The sequence below is a fragment of the Streptomyces sp. NPDC059816 genome (assembly GCF_042732055.1).
Taxonomy (GTDB): domain Bacteria; phylum Actinomycetota; class Actinomycetes; order Streptomycetales; family Streptomycetaceae; genus Streptomyces.
The window spans coordinates 159,185-175,196 of sequence record NZ_JBHWIQ010000016.1 but is presented as its reverse complement, the minus strand read 5'-3'; the positions used below and the strand labels follow the sequence as shown (position 1 = coordinate 175,196).

13 protein-coding genes are annotated in these 16,012 nt (G+C 73.3%); 3 read left to right on the top strand and 10 right to left on the bottom strand.

The window, feature by feature from the left end; translation table 11 throughout:
• Positions 1-70: 70 nt before the first annotated feature.
• A complete protein-coding gene (locus ACFV88_RS22000; RefSeq protein ID WP_385493408.1) occupies positions 71-1,456 on the bottom strand; it encodes an FAD-dependent oxidoreductase in 1,386 nt (461 codons plus the stop codon).
• Between the two features lie 161 nt (positions 1,457-1,617).
• Between ACFV88_RS22000 and ACFV88_RS21995 the strand changes: the two genes are divergently transcribed.
• A complete protein-coding gene (locus ACFV88_RS21995) occupies positions 1,618-2,808 on the top strand; it encodes an RNA-guided endonuclease InsQ/TnpB family protein (RefSeq protein WP_385493407.1) in 1,191 nt (396 codons plus the stop codon).
• A gap of 63 nt (positions 2,809-2,871) precedes the next feature.
• Here the strand turns inward: ACFV88_RS21995 and ACFV88_RS21990 are convergent, their stop codons facing one another.
• Entirely contained in the window at positions 2,872-3,969 is a 1,098-nt protein-coding gene (locus ACFV88_RS21990) for a DUF4349 domain-containing protein (protein WP_385493406.1), read from the bottom strand.
• A 187-nt stretch (positions 3,970-4,156) separates the two neighbouring features.
• Between ACFV88_RS21990 and hemG the strand changes: the two genes are divergently transcribed.
• Together hemG and hemQ are read left to right on the top strand one after the other, a co-directional pair.
• Positions 4,157-5,629: a protoporphyrinogen oxidase gene (gene hemG / locus ACFV88_RS21985; protein WP_385493405.1), complete on the top strand. Its 1,473-nt coding sequence runs from the start codon at positions 4,157-4,159 to the stop codon at positions 5,627-5,629.
• A 5-nt stretch (positions 5,630-5,634) separates the two neighbouring features.
• A complete protein-coding gene (gene hemQ / locus ACFV88_RS21980; RefSeq protein WP_385493404.1) occupies positions 5,635-6,354 on the top strand; it encodes a hydrogen peroxide-dependent heme synthase in 720 nt (239 codons plus the stop codon).
• Positions 6,355-6,364: 10 nt separating this feature from the next.
• Here the strand turns inward: hemQ and ACFV88_RS21975 are convergent, their stop codons facing one another.
• The 8 genes from ACFV88_RS21975 to ACFV88_RS21940 form a co-directional block, all read right to left on the bottom strand.
• A complete protein-coding gene (locus ACFV88_RS21975; RefSeq protein ID WP_385493403.1) occupies positions 6,365-8,071 on the bottom strand; it encodes an alpha/beta hydrolase in 1,707 nt (568 codons plus the stop codon).
• Between the two features lie 168 nt (positions 8,072-8,239).
• The gene (locus tag ACFV88_RS21970) at positions 8,240-9,067 is read right to left on the bottom strand and encodes a TIGR04222 domain-containing membrane protein (RefSeq protein WP_385493401.1); all 828 of its coding nucleotides are present in this window, start codon (positions 9,065-9,067) and stop codon (positions 8,240-8,242) included.
• Between the two features lie 266 nt (positions 9,068-9,333).
• Positions 9,334-10,704, bottom strand: coding sequence for a DUF692 domain-containing protein (locus ACFV88_RS21965; RefSeq protein ID WP_385493400.1), 1,371 nt, complete (start codon positions 10,702-10,704; stop codon positions 9,334-9,336).
• 217 nt (positions 10,705-10,921) lie between these two features.
• Positions 10,922-11,683, bottom strand: coding sequence for a DUF4142 domain-containing protein (locus ACFV88_RS21960; RefSeq protein ID WP_385493450.1), 762 nt, complete (start codon positions 11,681-11,683; stop codon positions 10,922-10,924).
• A 1,343-nt stretch (positions 11,684-13,026) separates the two neighbouring features.
• Positions 13,027-13,803: a peptidyl-tRNA hydrolase gene (locus ACFV88_RS21955; RefSeq protein ID WP_385493399.1), complete on the bottom strand. Its 777-nt coding sequence runs from the start codon at positions 13,801-13,803 to the stop codon at positions 13,027-13,029.
• Positions 13,804-13,900: 97 nt separating this feature from the next.
• Positions 13,901-14,104 carry a hypothetical protein gene (locus ACFV88_RS21950; RefSeq protein ID WP_385493398.1) on the bottom strand — a complete coding sequence of 68 codons (204 nt, stop codon included), beginning with the start codon at positions 14,102-14,104 and terminating at the stop codon, positions 13,901-13,903.
• Between the two features lie 53 nt (positions 14,105-14,157).
• Positions 14,158-15,039 carry a polysaccharide deacetylase family protein gene (locus ACFV88_RS21945; protein WP_385493397.1) on the bottom strand — a complete coding sequence of 294 codons (882 nt, stop codon included), beginning with the start codon at positions 15,037-15,039 and terminating at the stop codon, positions 14,158-14,160.
• A gap of 186 nt (positions 15,040-15,225) precedes the next feature.
• Entirely contained in the window at positions 15,226-15,915 is a 690-nt protein-coding gene (locus ACFV88_RS21940) for an alpha/beta fold hydrolase (RefSeq protein ID WP_385493449.1), read from the bottom strand.
• Between the last annotated feature and the right edge of the window lie 97 nt (positions 15,916-16,012).

Sequence of the window (16,012 nt, the reverse complement as noted above, 5' to 3'; positions counted from 1 at the left end):
AGCGTCGGATTCCGGCCGTTCTTCTTCTGGGGCCGGACGGGAGCCGGAGCGCGCGTCCGACGGCCCGTGTCTACCAGCCCGCCTCCCGGACCGCCCGCACGGCCTTGCGCGCGGCGACCAGGACCGGGTCCCACACGGGGGAGAACGGCGGCGCGTACCCGAGGTCCAGGTGCGTCATCTGCTCCACGGTCATCTGGGCGGTCAGCGCCACCGCCGCGACGTCCACCCGCTTCGCCGCGCCCTCCCGGCCCACGATCTGCGCCCCGAGCAGCCGTCCGGTGCGGTGCTCGGCCAGCAGTTTCACCGTCATCAGCTGCGCGCCCGGGTAGTACCCCGCCCGGCTCGTCGACTCGATGGTGGCGGTCACGTAGCGCAGCCCCACCGCGCGGGCGTCCTTCTCCCGTAGCCCCGTCCGGGCGATCTCCAGGTCACACACCTTGGACACCGCCGTGCCGACCACCCCGGGGAAGGTCGCGTACCCGCCGCCGACGTTGGTGCCGATGATCTGGCCGTGCTTGTTGGCGTGGGTGCCCAGCGGGACGTACCGGTCCTGCCCCGACACCAGGTCCAGGACCTCCACGCAGTCGCCGCCGGCCCAGATCGCGTCCTGGCCGCGCACCCGCATCGCCTGGTCCGTCAACAGTCCGCCGTGGTCGCCGAGCGGGAGGCCCGCCGCGCGGGCGAGCGAGGTCTCGGGCCGGACGCCGAGCCCGAGGATCACCACGTCGGCCGGGTACGCGTCGTCGGCGGTGGTCACGGCCCGGACCCGCCCGTCCTCCCCCGTACGGACCCCGGTGACCTCGGTGTCGTTGACCATGGTGATGCCGAGCCAGCTCATGGCGTCGTGCACCTGCCGGCCCATGTCCGGGTCGAGCGTGGACATCGGTTCCCGACCGCGGTTGACGACCGTGACCTCGTAGCCCCGGTTGATCATCGCCTCGGCCATCTCGACGCCGATGTACCCGGCTCCGACGACCACCGCGCGGCGGCCCGCGGTGGCGTCCAGGGTGTCGAGCAGCGCCTGCCCGTCGTCCAGGGTCTGCACCCCGTGCACGCCGGGCGCGTCGATGCCCGGCAGCGGGGGGCGCACCGGTCGGGCACCGGTCGCGATGACCAACTTGTCGTAGTCCGTCCACTCCTCGGAGCCGGAGTCGAGGTCCCGACTGCGGACCCGGCGTCGCTCCGGATCGATCTCCACCACCTCGGTACGGGTCCGCAGGTCGATCGCGCGCTCCCGGTGCTCCTCGGGCGTCCGCGCGATCAGCTCGTCCCGCTCGGCCACCTGGCCGCCGACCCAGTACGGGATGCCGCACGCCGAGTACGAGGTGAAGTGCCCCCGCTCGAACGCCACCACGTCCAGCTCCGCCGGGCCCCTGAGCCTGCGCGCCTGTGACGCGGCGGACATGCCCGCCGCGTCACCGCCGATGATGACCAGCCGCTCCCTCGAATCGTTCATCTGAGTCCTTTCGTGGATGCCCCCAATCTTTAGGTGGGGGAGGAAGCGAAACCCCTGCGGAGCAGGGCAGTGAGCGGGGTTTCGTCCCCTGGGTGAAAGATCGTGCTCTGACCCGCAGGTTTGATTCTCACCTGTGGTACCGCTAGTTTGTGAGCGTGGCCATGAGTCATGTGAAGCGGGCGTTCAAGTACCGCTTCTACCCGACCGATGCGCAGGCGGCCGAGCTGTCGCGCACGCTCGGCTGTGTTCGCAAGGTCTACAACCTGGCGCTCGCCGCACGCACGGAGGCGTGGACGCGACAGGAGCGGGTCAACTACCACCAGACGTCCGCGATGCTGACGGCGTGGAAGAAGACCGAGGAACTCGCGTTCCTGAACGAGGTGTCCTCCGTGCCGTTGCAGCAGTGTCTGCGGCACTTGCAGGTGGCGTTCACCAACTTCTTCGGCAAGCGGGCCCAGTACCCGCGCTTCAAGTCGAGGAAGAAGTCCCGGAAGTCCGCCGAGTACACCACCAGCGGTTTCCGCTTCCGTGACGGACAGCTGACGCTGGCCAAGATGGCGGAGCCGCTGGACATCGTATGGTCGCGCCCGCTCCCCGAGGGAGCGAAGCCGTCCACGGTGACCGTGTCGCAGGACAACGCGGGACGCTGGTTCGTCTCGATTCTGTGCGAGGACCCCTCCGTGAAGCCGCTCCCCGCCACCAGCGCGGAGGTCGGCATCGACGCGGGCCTGGACCACTTGCTCACCCTCTCGACCGGGGAGAAGATCGCCAACCCCCGGCACGAGCGCCGCGACCGCGCCCGTCTCGCCCTGGCCCAGCGCCGTCTGGCGAAGAAGGCCAAGGGCGACGGCGCCAACCGGGCCAAGGCCCGGCGGAAGGTCGCCAAGATCCACGCCCGGATCACCGACCGCCGCCGCGACCATCTCCACAAGATCACTACTCGTCTCGTGCGTGAGAACCAAACGCTCGTGATCGAGGACCTGACCGTGCGCAACATGGCCAAGAACCACAGCCTCGCCCGCGCCATCTCCGACGCCGCATGGCACCAGATGCGCACGATGCTGGAGTACAAGGCAGCCTGGTATGGACGGAACCTCGTGGTCGTGGACCGCTGGTTCCCCTCCTCCAAGCTGTGCTCCACCTGCGGCACCCTCGCCGGGAAGATGCCGCTGAACGTCCGCACCTGGACGTGCGACTGCGGCACCACCCACGACCGGGACGTGAACGCAGCGAAGAACCTTCTGGCCGCCGGGCGGGCGGTTACAGCCTGCGGAGCTGGTGTAAGACCTCGACGGAGTTCTCCGGGCGGGCAGTCGGCGACGAAACAGGAAGTCTCACGGCGCGAGCCGTAAGAATCCCCTCCCTTTAGGGAGGGGAGCGTCAAGTGAGCACGCTACGTGCATGCACCGGGGGGCTCAGCCCGCGTCGGGCGCCCGCGGCGTCGGGGGCACGGTGGCCGGCGCCGCGGGCCCCACGGCGCCCGTGGCGCTCACCGCGCCCCCGGCTGCGGGCCCGGCCGGGGGCACCGGGCGACGACGGCGCACCCACGGACCCAACAGCCAACGCCACACCGCGTACAGGGCCCCGGCCAGGGCCAGGAACGGCAGCGCGGCGCCGAGGACGATCGACAGCCAGCGCAGCGTCGCGACGAACGCGCCCCAGCCGTCGCCGACCGAGTCCAGGAAGCCGGACTCCTCGTCCCGGCCCGCGTCGGGGCGCTCGGTGAGCGACAGCGTGATGGTGGCCAGCGTCGTGCGGTCCTTCAGCGACGTCTGCTGGGCGAGCAGCGACTCCAGATCCGCCTGACGGCTGCTCAGCTCGCCCTCCAGTGCCACCACGTCGCTGATCTTCGTCGCCTCGTCCATCAGTTCCCGGATGCGGGCCACGCTCGCCCGTTGGTTCTTGAGGCGGGTCTCGACGTCGACCACCTGTTCGGTGACGTCCTCGGCCCCGGTGTTCCGGCGGAGCACCGTACCGGTGTCGCCCAGCTTCTCCAGGACGTCGTCGTACTTCTCCTGCGGAACGCGCAGGACGACCTCGGACTGCTCGCGTCCGTCGTCGTCGCGCTCCGTCGACTCCTCGCCGACGATCCCGCCGACCGACTCGGCGGCCGACCGTACGGTGGCCAGGGCCCGGGACACGTCCTCGACCCGCACCACCAGCTCCGCGGTGCGAATGATCTTCCGCTGGGCGAGTTGGTCCGTTCGCAGGTCACCGTCCGACTCCGGCTTCCCCGAGTCGGCCTTGCCCCCGGGCGCCCGTGCGTCGGCCTTGCCCTCGGAGCCCGCAGCGCCCTCCGCGCGCAGGGCGCCCTCGGCGTCACCGGGCGGGGCGTAGCCCTGGGCGTCCGCCCCCGTGGCCCCCTTGTTCGTCGACTCCCCCTGGTCGCCGCCCGATCCGGCGCAGCCGGCGAGCGTCAGCGACCCGGTGAGCAGGACGCCGGCGACCCACCGGGCCCGCCGCCGTACCGGACGGTGGCCCCGCACGGGACCGGGCTCTCGCAGAACACTCATCTTCGACTCCCCCTGGGAAGTGGTGCGCAGTCCGACACTCCTTCGACGTCACCGCACCCCGCCGCGACGTCGCCAACGCATCGCGAACGCATCACGGTTCGGACTCGCCGGTCGGCCGGGGAATCCGGACCCGCACCGGGACCAACGGCCCTGCGAACCGGCCCCCCACCTCTGACAGAGTTGGGGCATGCGCGCAGAGCACACCGCCCCGGCACCGCCCCGTAGCTTCGTCGTCATCGGCGCCGGCATCTCCGGACTGGCCGCGGCCCACCGCCTCCTGGCGACCGGTGCCCGCGTCACGGTGCTGGAGGCGTCCGATCGCCTCGGCGGGAAGCTGCTGCCCGGTGAGATCGCGGGCGCCCGCGTCGACCTCGGCGCCGAGTCCCTGCTCGCGCGCCGGCCCGAGGCGGTGGCACTGGCCCGGGAGGTGGGCCTCGGCGACCGCCTCCGTGCCCCGGCCACCACCACGGCGTCCCTGTGGACCCGGGGCGCCCTGCGGCCCATGCCGAAGGGGCACGTCATGGGCGTGCCCGCGAGCGCCGACGCCCTCGCCGACGTGCTGTCCCCCGAGGGCCTGCGCCGGGTGGCCGCGGAAGGCGAACTCCCGCCGGTGGACCCGGCCGACCTCGGCGACGACGTGGCGGTCGGCACCTACGTCGCCGCCCGGCTCGGCCACGAGGTCGTCGACCGGCTGGTGGAACCCCTGCTCGGCGGCGTCTACGCGGGCGACGCCTACCGCATCTCCCTGCGCTCGGCGGTCCCCCAGCTCTTCGAGGCCGCCCGCACCCACTCCTCCCTCACGGCGGCGGTGCGCGAGATCCAGCGCCGAGCCGCCACGAACCCCGCGCCCGGCCCCGTCTTCATGGGCATCGAGGGCGGCGTCGGCACCCTCCCGCTGGCGGTGGCCGACGCCGTGCGCGCCCGCGGCGGGGAGATCCGCCTCGCGACCCCCGCCACCGGACTGCGCCGCACCCCGGACGGCCGCTGGCGGGTCACCGCCGTCGACCTGAGCCTGGACGTCGACGGCGTGGTCCTCGCCGTCCCGGCCCCGACCGCCGCCCGGCTGCTCTCCGCCGAGGCGCCGGGCGCGGCGACCGAGCTGGAGACCGTCGAGTACGCCTCCATGGCGCTGATCACCCTGGCCTACCGGCGCGCGGAGGTGGCCCTGCCCCCGGGCAGCGGCTTCCTCGTGCCGCCGGTCGACGGGCACACCATCAAGGCGTCGACGTTCGCCTCCCAGAAGTGGGGCTGGATCGCCGCCGAGGACCCCGACCTGCTCGTCGTCCGGACCTCCGTGGGCCGCCACGGCGACGAGGCCGACCTGGAGCGCGACGACGCCGACCTCGTCGCCGTCTCCCGCCGTGACCTCGGCGCCGCCGCGGGACTGACCGCGCGACCGGTCGCCAGCCGGGTCACCCGCTGGAACGACGGGCTGCCGCAGTACCCGGTCGGCCACCACGCCCGGGTGGCACGGATCCGCGACCGCCTGGCGAAACTCCCCGGTCTCGCGCTCTGCGGCGCCGCCTACGACGGGGTCGGCGTGCCCGCGTGCGTGGGCGGCGGGCAGGCCGCGGCCGACCTGGTCCTGGGCGATCCGGACCGTACGGACCATCTGATGAGCAACCCGGTGCAAAGCCGCCACGGCGGCGCAGGAGAATGAGGAACATGAGCGACGACGCCCCCGCAAGGATTCCCCACCGCGGCAAGCTGGCCAAGGACCTCAACGAGGTCATCCGCTACACGCTGTGGTCCGTCTTCACCCTTCGTGACGTACTCCCGGAGGACCGCTCCGGGTACGCCGACGAGGTCGACGAGCTGTTCGCACAGCTCGCCGCCAAGGACGTCAAGGTCCGGGGCACCTACGACCTGTCGGGCCTGCGCGCCGACGCCGACCTGTTGATCTGGTGGCACGCCGAGACCGCCGACGCGCTCCAGGAGGCGTACAACCTCTTCCGCCGCACCAAGCTCGGCCGCGCCCTCGTCCCGACCTGGTCGAACATGGCGCTACACCGGCCCGCCGAGTTCAACCGTTCCCACATCCCCGCTTTCCTCGCCGACGAGACCGCGCGCGACTACGTCAGCGTCTACCCGTTCGTCCGCTCCTACGAGTGGTACCTGCTGCCGGACGAGGAGCGCCGCAAGATGCTCGCCGACCACGGCAAGATGGCGCGCGGCTACCCCGACGTCCGGGCCAACACCGTGGCCTCGTTCTCCCTCGGCGACTACGAGTGGATCCTGGCCTTCGAGGCCGACGAGCTCCACCGGATCGTGGACCTGATGCGTCATCTGCGGGCCTCCGAGGCGCGGATGCACGTCCGTGAGGAGGTCCCCTTCTACACCGGACGCCGTCGCAGCATGGCCGAGCTGGTCGCCTCGCTCGCCTGACCGCCGACCCTCATCGCGGGCCCACCCGGTACGCCGGGTCGGGCCCGCGTTCCGTTCCACGGGTGGCCAGCGGACGCGGCTGGGCGTGCCCCGCGCACTCCGTGTCCGCCTCCGGCAGCCGTCCCGTCAGCAGGTACGCGTCGAGGTGGGCGTTCACGCAGGCGTTCGACCCGCCGCCGACCCCGTGCTGCCCGGCGTCCCGCTCGGTCACCAGCCGCGCACCGCCCAGCCGCTCCCGCAGCTCCTGCGCCCCCCGGTACGGGGTCACGGCGTCCCGCTCGGCGGCCAGGATCAGCGTCGGCGGCAGACCCGCCGCGTCCGCCCGCACGTCGAGCGGCTGTTGCCGGGGCGCGCGCCAGTACGCGCACGGCAGATGGGTCCAGGCGTTGTCCCAGGCGGCGAAGGGGGCGGTGGCGGCCAGCGCGGTGTGCTCGGCGTCCCAGTCGGCGAAGTCCGTGGGCCAGGGAGCGTCATTGCACCGCACGGCCGTGTACACGGCGTGGGCGTTCTCCGTTTCGGCGGCCACCTCCGGGATCGGTGCCGCCTGGGCGACGAGCAGTTCCGGGTCGCCGTCCTGGAAGGCGGACAGCGCGGCGGCGCGCATCGGCCAGTAGTCGTCGTAGTGGGCGGTCCGTAGATAGGCCGCGTGCAACTGTCCCGGCCCGACCTTGCCGCCCGCCGGTTCCGCGGCGACGGCCGCCCGCACCTCCTCGTACGAACGCTGCACGGCGGCGGCGGTGCGTCCCAGCCCGTAGACGTCGTCGTGCCGGGCGACCCAGCTGCGGAAGTCCGCCCAGCGCTGCTCGAAGGCCGCCGTCCGGTCGAGGTCGTTGCGGTACCAGATCCGATCCGGCCGGGGGTCGACCACCGAGTCGAACACCATCCGGCGCACGTGCGCGGGGAACAGCGTCGCGTACACCGCGCCGAGGTACGTTCCGTAGGACGCCCCCATGAACGTCAACTGCCGTTCGTCGAGCGCGGCCCGCAGCACGTCGAGGTCCCGTGCGTTGTTCAGGGTCGTGTAGTGCTGCAAGGCGTCTCCGGCCCGGCGGGCGCAGCCCCGCGCGTACGAGGTGGCCTCGGCGACGCGTTCCTTCTTGTAGGACGCGGACGGGTGGACGGGGGCCTGGGTGGGGGCCTTCACGAAGTCCCCGGGCGCCTGGCAGGACAGCGGCGCCGAACGGCCCACCCCGCGGGGGGCGTAGCCCACCAGGTCGTACGCGGCGGCGATGCGCTGCCAGGCGGGGACGCCGCCGATCAACGGGAAGTACGTGCCGTTGCCGCCCGGTCCGCCCGGGTTGAACACCAGGGCGCCCTGCCGCGGGGTCGGGTGGCCGTCCGGGTCCGTGCCCGTGGCGGGCACCCGGCTCACGGTGAGCGCGATCCGACGGTCGTCGGGGTGGGCGTAGTCGAGGGGCACCTCGACCGTGCCGCACTCCACCGGTGCCGGGAGGTTCTCCTCCTCGGCACAGGGACCGAAGCTGATGCCCCGCACGGCGGCCCGGGCTACGGCGGCCCGCACTCCGGCCGCCTCCTGGGCTCCGGCCGCCTCCCGGGCGTTCGTCGAGCCGCTGGTCGGGGGAGCGGAGAGGGGGGCGACGGGGCGGAGGTCGGCGGGCGCCACCGCGGTCGACAGGCCCGCCGCGCCGGTGGGGGCCGCCCACAGCGCGGACAGGACCAGGGACCCGGCGGTGCCCCAGCGGACGGCTGCTCTCATGGTGCTCCTGCTCTTCGCTCCGCCGTTGCCGCGCACGGAACTGTCGGTCGCCCGGTGGGGAGGCCGAAGCCCGTACGGATCATCTGACAAAAGGGATGATTGGGGTGCGTGGGGGTGATGTAAAGCACCGGCGGACGGATGTCGGCGCAATGGCCCCGCTGCGCGGCGTCAACGCTCGCGCCGCGCGGACCCCCGGTCGGTCGGCCCGGGACGCAGCGCACGGTCCGCACCACCGTCGTGGTCCCGGTGGGCGAACGCCGCCACCAGGCCGGGATCGTCGGCCGCGGGCACCCCGCCCACCGCCACCGCGGTCAGATACGTGCGGTCGTCCCCGCCGGGCCGGGCCGAGAGGCCGCACACCAGGGCACGCCCGGACGCCGACGCCCAGCGCGTGTACGGTCGCGCCTCGACGCGCGCGATCAGCAGGCAACTCGCCGTCAGCAACAGGGGCAGGGCGAACCAGGCGGCGTGCGTCGTCGCGGCACCGCCCGGTGCCGGCGGGGCCGCGACCCACGCCAACGCGCCGAGCCCCAGGACCACCAGGGAGGACACCCGGACCAGCAGGACGGCATGCGTGACGGTGCCGCGGGTCTGCTCCGGCACCGCGAGGCCCGCTGCCGCCAGCCGGTCACCGAGGGCGCGCACCGCCTCGTCACCGGCGACCGCGGCCCGTACCCGGGCGATCCGCGCCTGTCCGGCGGAGCCGATCGCGCCGAGCACCGTCCGTTCCAGGGCGTCCCGGCCGCGCGGGTCGACCACGGTCGCCCAGCCGGTGTGCGCGAGGACCAGTCGGCGTTGACGGGCCATCGACACCATCGCCACCTCGGCGACGCGGTGGGGACCGCCGGACAGGAACGCTGCTTCGTAGACGGTCAGTCGGTGCCCACGAGGGATGGGCGTGCCCTCCGCGACCGCCGCGCGGACGGCCGCGCGACAGAGCAGGGTGCACGAGGTGCCGGCCACCGCACAGGCCAGCAGGAGGATGAGCCAGAACATGGCGGATTTCTATGCGAACCGCCGGGGTGCCCGCCATCGTCCATCCGCGATGTGGACCAGGTGTTGCCGCGTCGTGATGCTCCCGTGGCCTGGCGTGGCCATATGCGCCGTCCGTGCCGGTCGACGCCCTGGCCCGGGGGAGCGGATCGGCTACGCGGGTCCGCCGGGCCCCCGCCGACGGAAGACGTACCGGGGCCGTACCGCCGGCGCGCCCCCGGGGCAGGCGGCCCGCAGGGCCCGTGGTCCCGCACAGGCGCGTCGGCCCGTCACCCCGGGGACCGCAGGGCACGGGCGACCCGGACCGAGCGCACCAGCCGCGACCACGGGTGCCGGGACGGCGGCCGGGACCCGGACCGGTCGACCCACCAGCGCGTCAGCTCCCGCCGGGCCTCCTCGTCGCCGGGGACGCCGGCGCGCAGGACGTGCTCGGCGAAGCTCAGCGCGTCGGCGCGGTAGCCGGTCGTCATCGGCCGACGGTTCGCGTACGCGAGGAACTCCTTACGGTAGGAACTCCCGAGGATCACCGGGAGTTCCGGCGCGACCTTCGCCACCACGTCCGCCCGCTTCGCCAGCAACGCCCGGCCCTGCACGGCGAGCCGCGCGCGGTCGAAGCCCTCGGGGACCGGGGTCCCGGCGACCAGCGCGGACAGCAGCGCCGTCTGGGCGAGGGCCACCCGCTGTCGTGCGGCGGGCCCGTCGTCGGCGGTCGGGGTGGCCGCCCCGGGGCTCCGACGGTGCCCGGCGCCCGTGGGGGGTGCCGGGGTCGCCGGGGCAGGGCGGGCCCGGGACATGGCGGCCCGGATCGACCCCAACTCCCGCGCCAACTCGTCCGGCTCGGGGAAGTCCTCGTCCCGTTCGAGCAGCACCCCCGGCGGGTCCACCCGGGAGGTGAGGTCCGTGAGGATCTCCAGGACCGCTTCGGGCACCGGGTGCGCATGGCTGTCGTGCCACACCCCGTCCCGCTCGACCCCACCCGCCACGTGCACGTAGGCGATGGCCTCCACGGGCAGCTCGTCCAGGGACCGGGCCGGGTCCTCGCCCCGGTTGACGTGGTTCGTGTGCAGGTTCGCCACGTCGATCAGCAGGCGCACCCCGGTGCGGTCCACCAGGTCGTACAGGAACTGGCCCTCCGTCATCTCCTCGTACGGCCAGGAGATCAGTGCGGCGATGTTCTCCACGGCGAGCGGAACGGGGAGACGGTCCTGGGCGATCCGGACGTTCTCGCACAGCACGTCGAGGGCGTCCCGGGTGCGGGGGACTGGCAGCAGATGACCGGCTTCCAGCAGCGGCGAGGCGGTCAGCCCGCCCCCGGCCCGCACGAAGGCGATGTGCTCGGTGACCAGCGGCGACCCGAGGGCCTCGGCGCGGGCGGCGAGTTGGGCGAGCCGGCCCTCGTCCGGCCGGTCCGCGTCGCCGAGGCCGAGCGAGACCCCGTGCGGAACGACCGTGACGCCGCGCTCGCGCAACCGCAGTAGGGACTCGGGCAGGTGCCCCGGGCAGAGGTTCTCGGCCACGACCTCGACCCAGTCGATTCCGGACATCCGTTCGATGGCGTCCGCGATCTCGGGACGCCATCCGATGCCGGTGCCGAGCCGGGGCGTCCTCGGTGGTGCCGTGCGTAGCGCGGTCGTGGTCATGGTCCCCCTCCTCCGTGAGCCGAGCGCCGTACCGTCGCTGACCGTACGGGGTGCGCCCCGTGCCCCTGCCCGGCGGCCCCGCCCGACGGGGTCGGGACGGTGCACGGTGCGGCAGTGCGTCGGTGGCGTACGGCGGCCCGGACGGACGCGGCGTGCGCGTTCGACGGGTTCATGGCCCCGCCGCGCCCGGCCGAATCCCGGTGGAGGATGTTCAGAGCTAGTTCTGAGGTTCCGCCCGGTCCGTGTTGACCACGCCGGGCACCGTCGCCGAGGGGCGTGAGGTGGTGGAGATGTCCGCGTCGGCGGTGACGCCCGGCGCGGGAGGTGCGACACCGCTCGGCGGGGGCGGTCCGGTGGGGCTCGCGGTACCGGTGGCGGCCCCGTTGGCGATGGCGTCGAAGTCGACCATTCCGGTGTTCTCCAGCACCGTGATGTGGTCGAGGACCGTCTGGTTCGCATCGGTGGCGAGTTGCCGTACCAGTGTGTTGCGGGTGGTGTCGCGGACCTGGGCGATCAGGGCGAACACCTTGCCGTGCGCGATGCGCAGCAGGTTCGCGAAGTCCTTCTGGTACTGCACGCCCGTGGCGTCCGTGAGCTGGTGCAGCCACGCCTGTTGCTGGGCGTTGGGCTGGCTCGGCAGCGCCACGCCGAGTTGCCCGGCGACCTCCCGGACCCGCTTGTCCAGGTCGGTGTGTCCGACGACGAGGTGGTCGCCCGCGGTCCTGATCGCTTCGGTCGGTGCCCGCTCCATCGCCTGCTGACCCGCGGGGAGTTCCCACAGCCCGGCCAACCGCACCCGGACGATGAAGTCCCGGTCGGTCGCCGTGAGCGGACCCCACTGCGTGGACACCGTGCCCGCGGCGAGGTTCGCCTGCGGAGTGCCGGACCGGTCGGCGTACGACCACACCGGGAAGGCCAGCGCGGCCAGGGTGGCGGTGAGCGCGCCGATGATCAGCGCCGTGCCGTTGATGCGCCGCAGCAAGAGGGCCTCCCGTGGCGGGGGTGTCGCGCGCATCCTGGCGCGCGGGGGGTACCAGAATCAACCGCTGACTCCTCGTGGGTTCAACCCACCTCGCGGTAATGAGAGGTACGTAACCCGCCGCCGCGGTGTTCAGCGGCCCGCGGCCCGCCGGCACCGCGCCGGATCAGCCGGACAGGCAGACACCCAGGTCGAGGAGGGACGGGAGCCCTCCGATCAGACAGTGACTGGACCCCGGGGTGGTTCCCGGACCGGGCCGCCCGGGTCCGCCGGGTGCGGTGGACGGGCTCGGAACGCCGGGAGAGGGCGTACCGGGTCCACCGGTGCCACCTGGTCCGCCCGGTTCCTCGGTCGGGTCGGAGCCCTGACCCCCCGTTCTTCCTCCGGCACCGCCACTCGTCGTCCCTCCGGTGCTGTCTCCGGTGCTGTCTCCGGTGCTGTCTCCGGTGCCGCCACCGGCTCCGGAACCCGGAGATCCGGGGTCGCTCGTGGGTTCGTCGGACCCGGTGCCCGGAGCCGTCCCGCCCGGCCGATCGCTCCCGGGCCGGGCGGTTCCGTTGCCCGTGGAGTTCGGTCGGCCGTCACGCCTCCCCGGGCCGGTGCCCTCGGGATCGTCGCTCCCGGTGGCGCCGAGACCCGTGTCCGATGGGGGCGTTCCGCCCGTGGTGCTCGGTGACGCGCTCGGGGCGCCGGACCCCGTGGCCTCCCGGTCGTTGCGATCCGCGTCCGGGTCGCCCCGGCCGCTCGTGGCGGGGCGCGGTTCCGGTGCGCCTCGAAGGCGCCCGCCCGACACGCCGACCCCCGCCCCTTCCGCGTTCCGGGCGGCGCGGTCGGACGGGTCGGTGCCTCCGGGGCGCCCGGTCCCGGACAGCCCCATGAGCGCGACGGTCGCGGTCGCCGCCACGAGCACCGTCCCCGTGACCAGGACCGTGCGTGTGCCACCGAGTGGGCGTCGGCGCAGTGCGTGGGTGGCGGACGTCGCCCGCCCCAGAGCGCCCAATTGCCACAACAGCACCAGGAACACCAGTGCCAGTGCACCCAGCACCACTGCGATCAGTACGTCGAACACCCGGAATCCCCCACGGTCACCGCACGCCCCCGCGCCCGCGGTCACTGCCCCCGCCGGCGCCCTTCGGATGCCGACGATCCCCTGTGGAGGGACGCCGGAGTGGGTGAGGTGATGAATCGTCACCGATGCGTTACTCAGTGTGTCAAACAGGTGTGCGGGGAGTCCCGCTCGGGTGTGATCCGGGGGCGGAGCGCACGGGTTGGAGCGGGGGCGGAGCGCACGGGTTGGTCCGGGGCGCCGGGCGGCGCGGGTAGGGGGCCGCCCGGCCGGAGGTTCAGCTGTCGAACCCGCCGAACCCGCGGTGCCCCTCGGCCACCACCGTGTCGCCGGGGGCGATCTCCGTGAAGCCCGCGTCACGCACCACCGGCAGCCCGCTCGTCACCAACCGCTGCCACTGTTCCGGTTCGGCGGTCCGCACGGACAGCGGGAACCCGGCCGCGCGCCAGGCGGCGCGTTTCGCGTCCGACTGATCCCACCAGGCGAGTTGCGCCCCGTGCCCGGCCTGGGCCATCGCCTTGCCCGCGGTCATGGTGGTGGACGGGCTCATCCACAACACGGGACCGCCCGGGGCGGGCGCCCCCGGAGGCTGCGGGTCCTCCAGTTCGGTACCCGAGACCTGGAGCCGCGCCAGGTCCTTGGGCCAACCGTCCAGCGGCACCGGCGGGAACACCCGGACCTCCGCGGACTTCCCGCTCACCGTGATGCCCGGCAGCGCCTCGGCCCGTCGCCATTCCGCACCGCGGGCCCGCCGCACCACCTTGCGGATGCGGGCGTCCTGCCACTGGCGCACTGCCTCGGCCCACTCGCCCTCGTCCCGGGAGCGGGGGTCGCTCAGCATGACCAGCACCGCGCGTGCCGCCGTCTCCAGTGCATCCGTACGCTCCGGGGGGTCGGTGCGCTCCAGGCGCACGACCATCGGAAGCACGAACTGCGGTGCCTCGTCGCGGCTGCGCTCCGTACGTGCCTCGTCCGGTGCGCCCGGCTCGGGGGGAGCGGCCCGTTCTTCGGGGCGGTGGTTCGGGTCTTCGGGTGCGGCTTCGGGGATGCTCACCCGTCCAGTCTGCCAGGGCCGTCCTGAAGTGCTGGAGCGGTCCGCTCCAGGGCTGCGTGATGCCTCGGTGCCGCGGTGCTGGGCGGGTCGGTGCGGTTCAGCCCGAGCAGGCGGAACGCTGGGCCTCCAGCCACTCGCACCGAGGGCAGAGCGTGATCCCGCGATGCGTCTGTGGGTACTCGGTCGGCTCCCGGCACAGTACGCACTCGGCGAACGGCCCCTGCTCCTCGGCCCCGGCTGTGGTCGCCGCCACGCCGGGCGTCGGTCCGGCCTGCTCCGGGCCCGTGCAGTACTCGTCCATGGGGCAAGGGTATGCCCGCGGACCCGTGCGGTTCCTGCCCCCGCCGCTCCGGGTCAGCGCTTCGCGGGCGTGGCCGCGGTCCGGTCGCGTTCGCGTGCGATGAGATCGGACACCTTCACGAACCGGTACCCGCGTTCGCGCAGTTCCGGAACGACCTCCCGGATCACCCGCTCCGTCGTCGGTGCGGCGCTCCGGGTGCAGTGCAGGACCACCACCGATCCCGGTCGCACCCCGTCCAACACCTCCTGCGCCACGGCCTCGGCGTCCGTGGCGAAGGCGTCTCCGCCGACCACGTCCCACTGCACTGCCGTCACTCCCACCGGCGCGAGGGTCCGGAGCGCGCGATCGTCGTAACACCCGCCGGGGAACCGGAAGTACGGCTTCGCGTCCTTGATGCCCACTGTCCGGAAGGCGCGGAACGCCCGCTCGACGTCGGGCTGCATCAGATCCGATTCGACGGTCGGGAGTCCGTAGCAGTCGGGGGTGAAGGCGTGGTGACTGTAGGAGTGGTTGGCGACCTCGAACAGTGGATCGTGCCCGATGGACCGCGCCTGGTCGGGGTACTCCTCCGCCCAGCGCCCCGTCATGAAGACCGTCGAGGGCACCTTCAGTTGGCGGAGCGCCGCGATCAGTCCCGGGTTGTCGAACTGTTCCCCCGCTGCGGCCCGGGGACCCTGGTCGGCGGTCATGTCGGCGTCGAAGGTGAGGGCGACGGTGCGGTCCTCGGTGCGCGGTCCGTTCATGAAGACCGGAGTCAGGCCGCCTGGACCGGGTGCCAGTACCGGAGCCTCCGTAGGGGTGGTCGCGGGCGCGGGTGACACGGTCGTTGACGGTGCTCGGTCCCGTCCGGGGCGAGGGGCGACCTCCGTTCCGCACCCCGCGAGTACGACCCCCAGCAATCCGACCACGGCGACTCTCCGCACAGAAATGATCACATGCGGAACGTATAGTCATATAAGCGGCAGTTCGTTCTTCGGCTGGCCGGGGGTGTCGCCCCGGGGCCCGAACATCACCCGCTTACCGTCATGGAGGGCGGGCGCCCGCCCCCGCGGCCGTCGCCGTCCGGTTCGGTGTCGTGATGGCGACCGCCACCCCACGGGGTGGCCGTCACCCCCACGGGCTCAGCTCCAGCCCTCTAGCGACTTCATGAACCCGTCGAAGTCATCACGATGGATCGAGTGCCCGGCCCCGGCCACGGTCCGCACCTCGAACCCGCGCACTTCGAGCTCCTGGCGCAGCGGCTCCGACACGAAGTGGCTCGGGTCCGCGATCTGGACCAGCGACGGAACCACGGCCCGTTCGGGTATGCGGTTCACGGCTTCCGCCCCCGACAGGCTGAGCGCGGTCCCCGGGTCCCACAGGTGCAGCGTCGCCAGTTCGAGGTCGACGTCCTCCGCTTCCCAGCGGGGGTTGAGCGAGGCGATGTCGGTCCGGCTCGCGGATCGGAACGCCACGAGGTGGGCGGCGTCGAGCTCGGTGTCGCCGAGTGCCCAGGCCGGATCGCTGTACACCACCCGCGCCGGTGCCAGCCGCTCGACGGCCAGCGACAGGGCCAGCGCGCCCAGTGAGTGGCCCAGGGCCAGCTCGATACCCGACGGCAGGGTCTCGACCAGGTCGTCGGCGAACAGGTGGGCTCCGTACTCGCCCCGGCCGCTGCGCCCGTGGCCGCGCAGGTCGACACCGATCACCCGGTATCCGCGCGCGGCGAGCGCGGGCCCCGCTCGCCGCCAGGTCCGGTGGTCCGACATGATCCCGTGCACGAGGACGGCCGTCCGGTCACCCGTTCCCCACTCGTAGGTGTGCAACCGCATGCTGGTGACGCCCCTTTCGTCCGCGTCACGCCCGTGGACGGTGGCATGACGTGTTTCGGGCATGTCTAACACCGCTCACCTGCTCGGGGCGAGCAGA

Bases quoted from the DNA above. Each gene is read 5' to 3' on its own strand.
- ACFV88_RS22000 (WP_385493408.1), bottom strand. From the start codon at position 1,456: ATGAACGATTCGAGGGAGCGGCTGGTCATCATCGGCGGTGACGCGGCG.
- ACFV88_RS21995 (WP_385493407.1), top strand. From the start codon at position 1,618: ATGAGTCATGTGAAGCGGGCGTTCAAGTACCGCTTCTACCCGACCGAT.
- ACFV88_RS21990 (WP_385493406.1), bottom strand. From the start codon at position 3,969: ATGAGTGTTCTGCGAGAGCCCGGTCCCGTGCGGGGCCACCGTCCGGTA.
- hemG (WP_385493405.1), top strand. From the start codon at position 4,157: ATGCGCGCAGAGCACACCGCCCCGGCACCGCCCCGTAGCTTCGTCGTC.
- hemQ (WP_385493404.1), top strand. From the start codon at position 5,635: ATGAGCGACGACGCCCCCGCAAGGATTCCCCACCGCGGCAAGCTGGCC.
- ACFV88_RS21975 (WP_385493403.1), bottom strand. From the start codon at position 8,071: ATGAGAGCAGCCGTCCGCTGGGGCACCGCCGGGTCCCTGGTCCTGTCC.
- ACFV88_RS21970 (WP_385493401.1), bottom strand. From the start codon at position 9,067: ATGTTCTGGCTCATCCTCCTGCTGGCCTGTGCGGTGGCCGGCACCTCG.
- ACFV88_RS21965 (WP_385493400.1), bottom strand. From the start codon at position 10,704: ATGACCACGACCGCGCTACGCACGGCACCACCGAGGACGCCCCGGCTC.
- ACFV88_RS21950 (WP_385493398.1), bottom strand. From the start codon at position 14,104: ATGGACGAGTACTGCACGGGCCCGGAGCAGGCCGGACCGACGCCCGGC.
- ACFV88_RS21940 (WP_385493449.1), bottom strand. From the start codon at position 15,915: ATGCGGTTGCACACCTACGAGTGGGGAACGGGTGACCGGACGGCCGTC.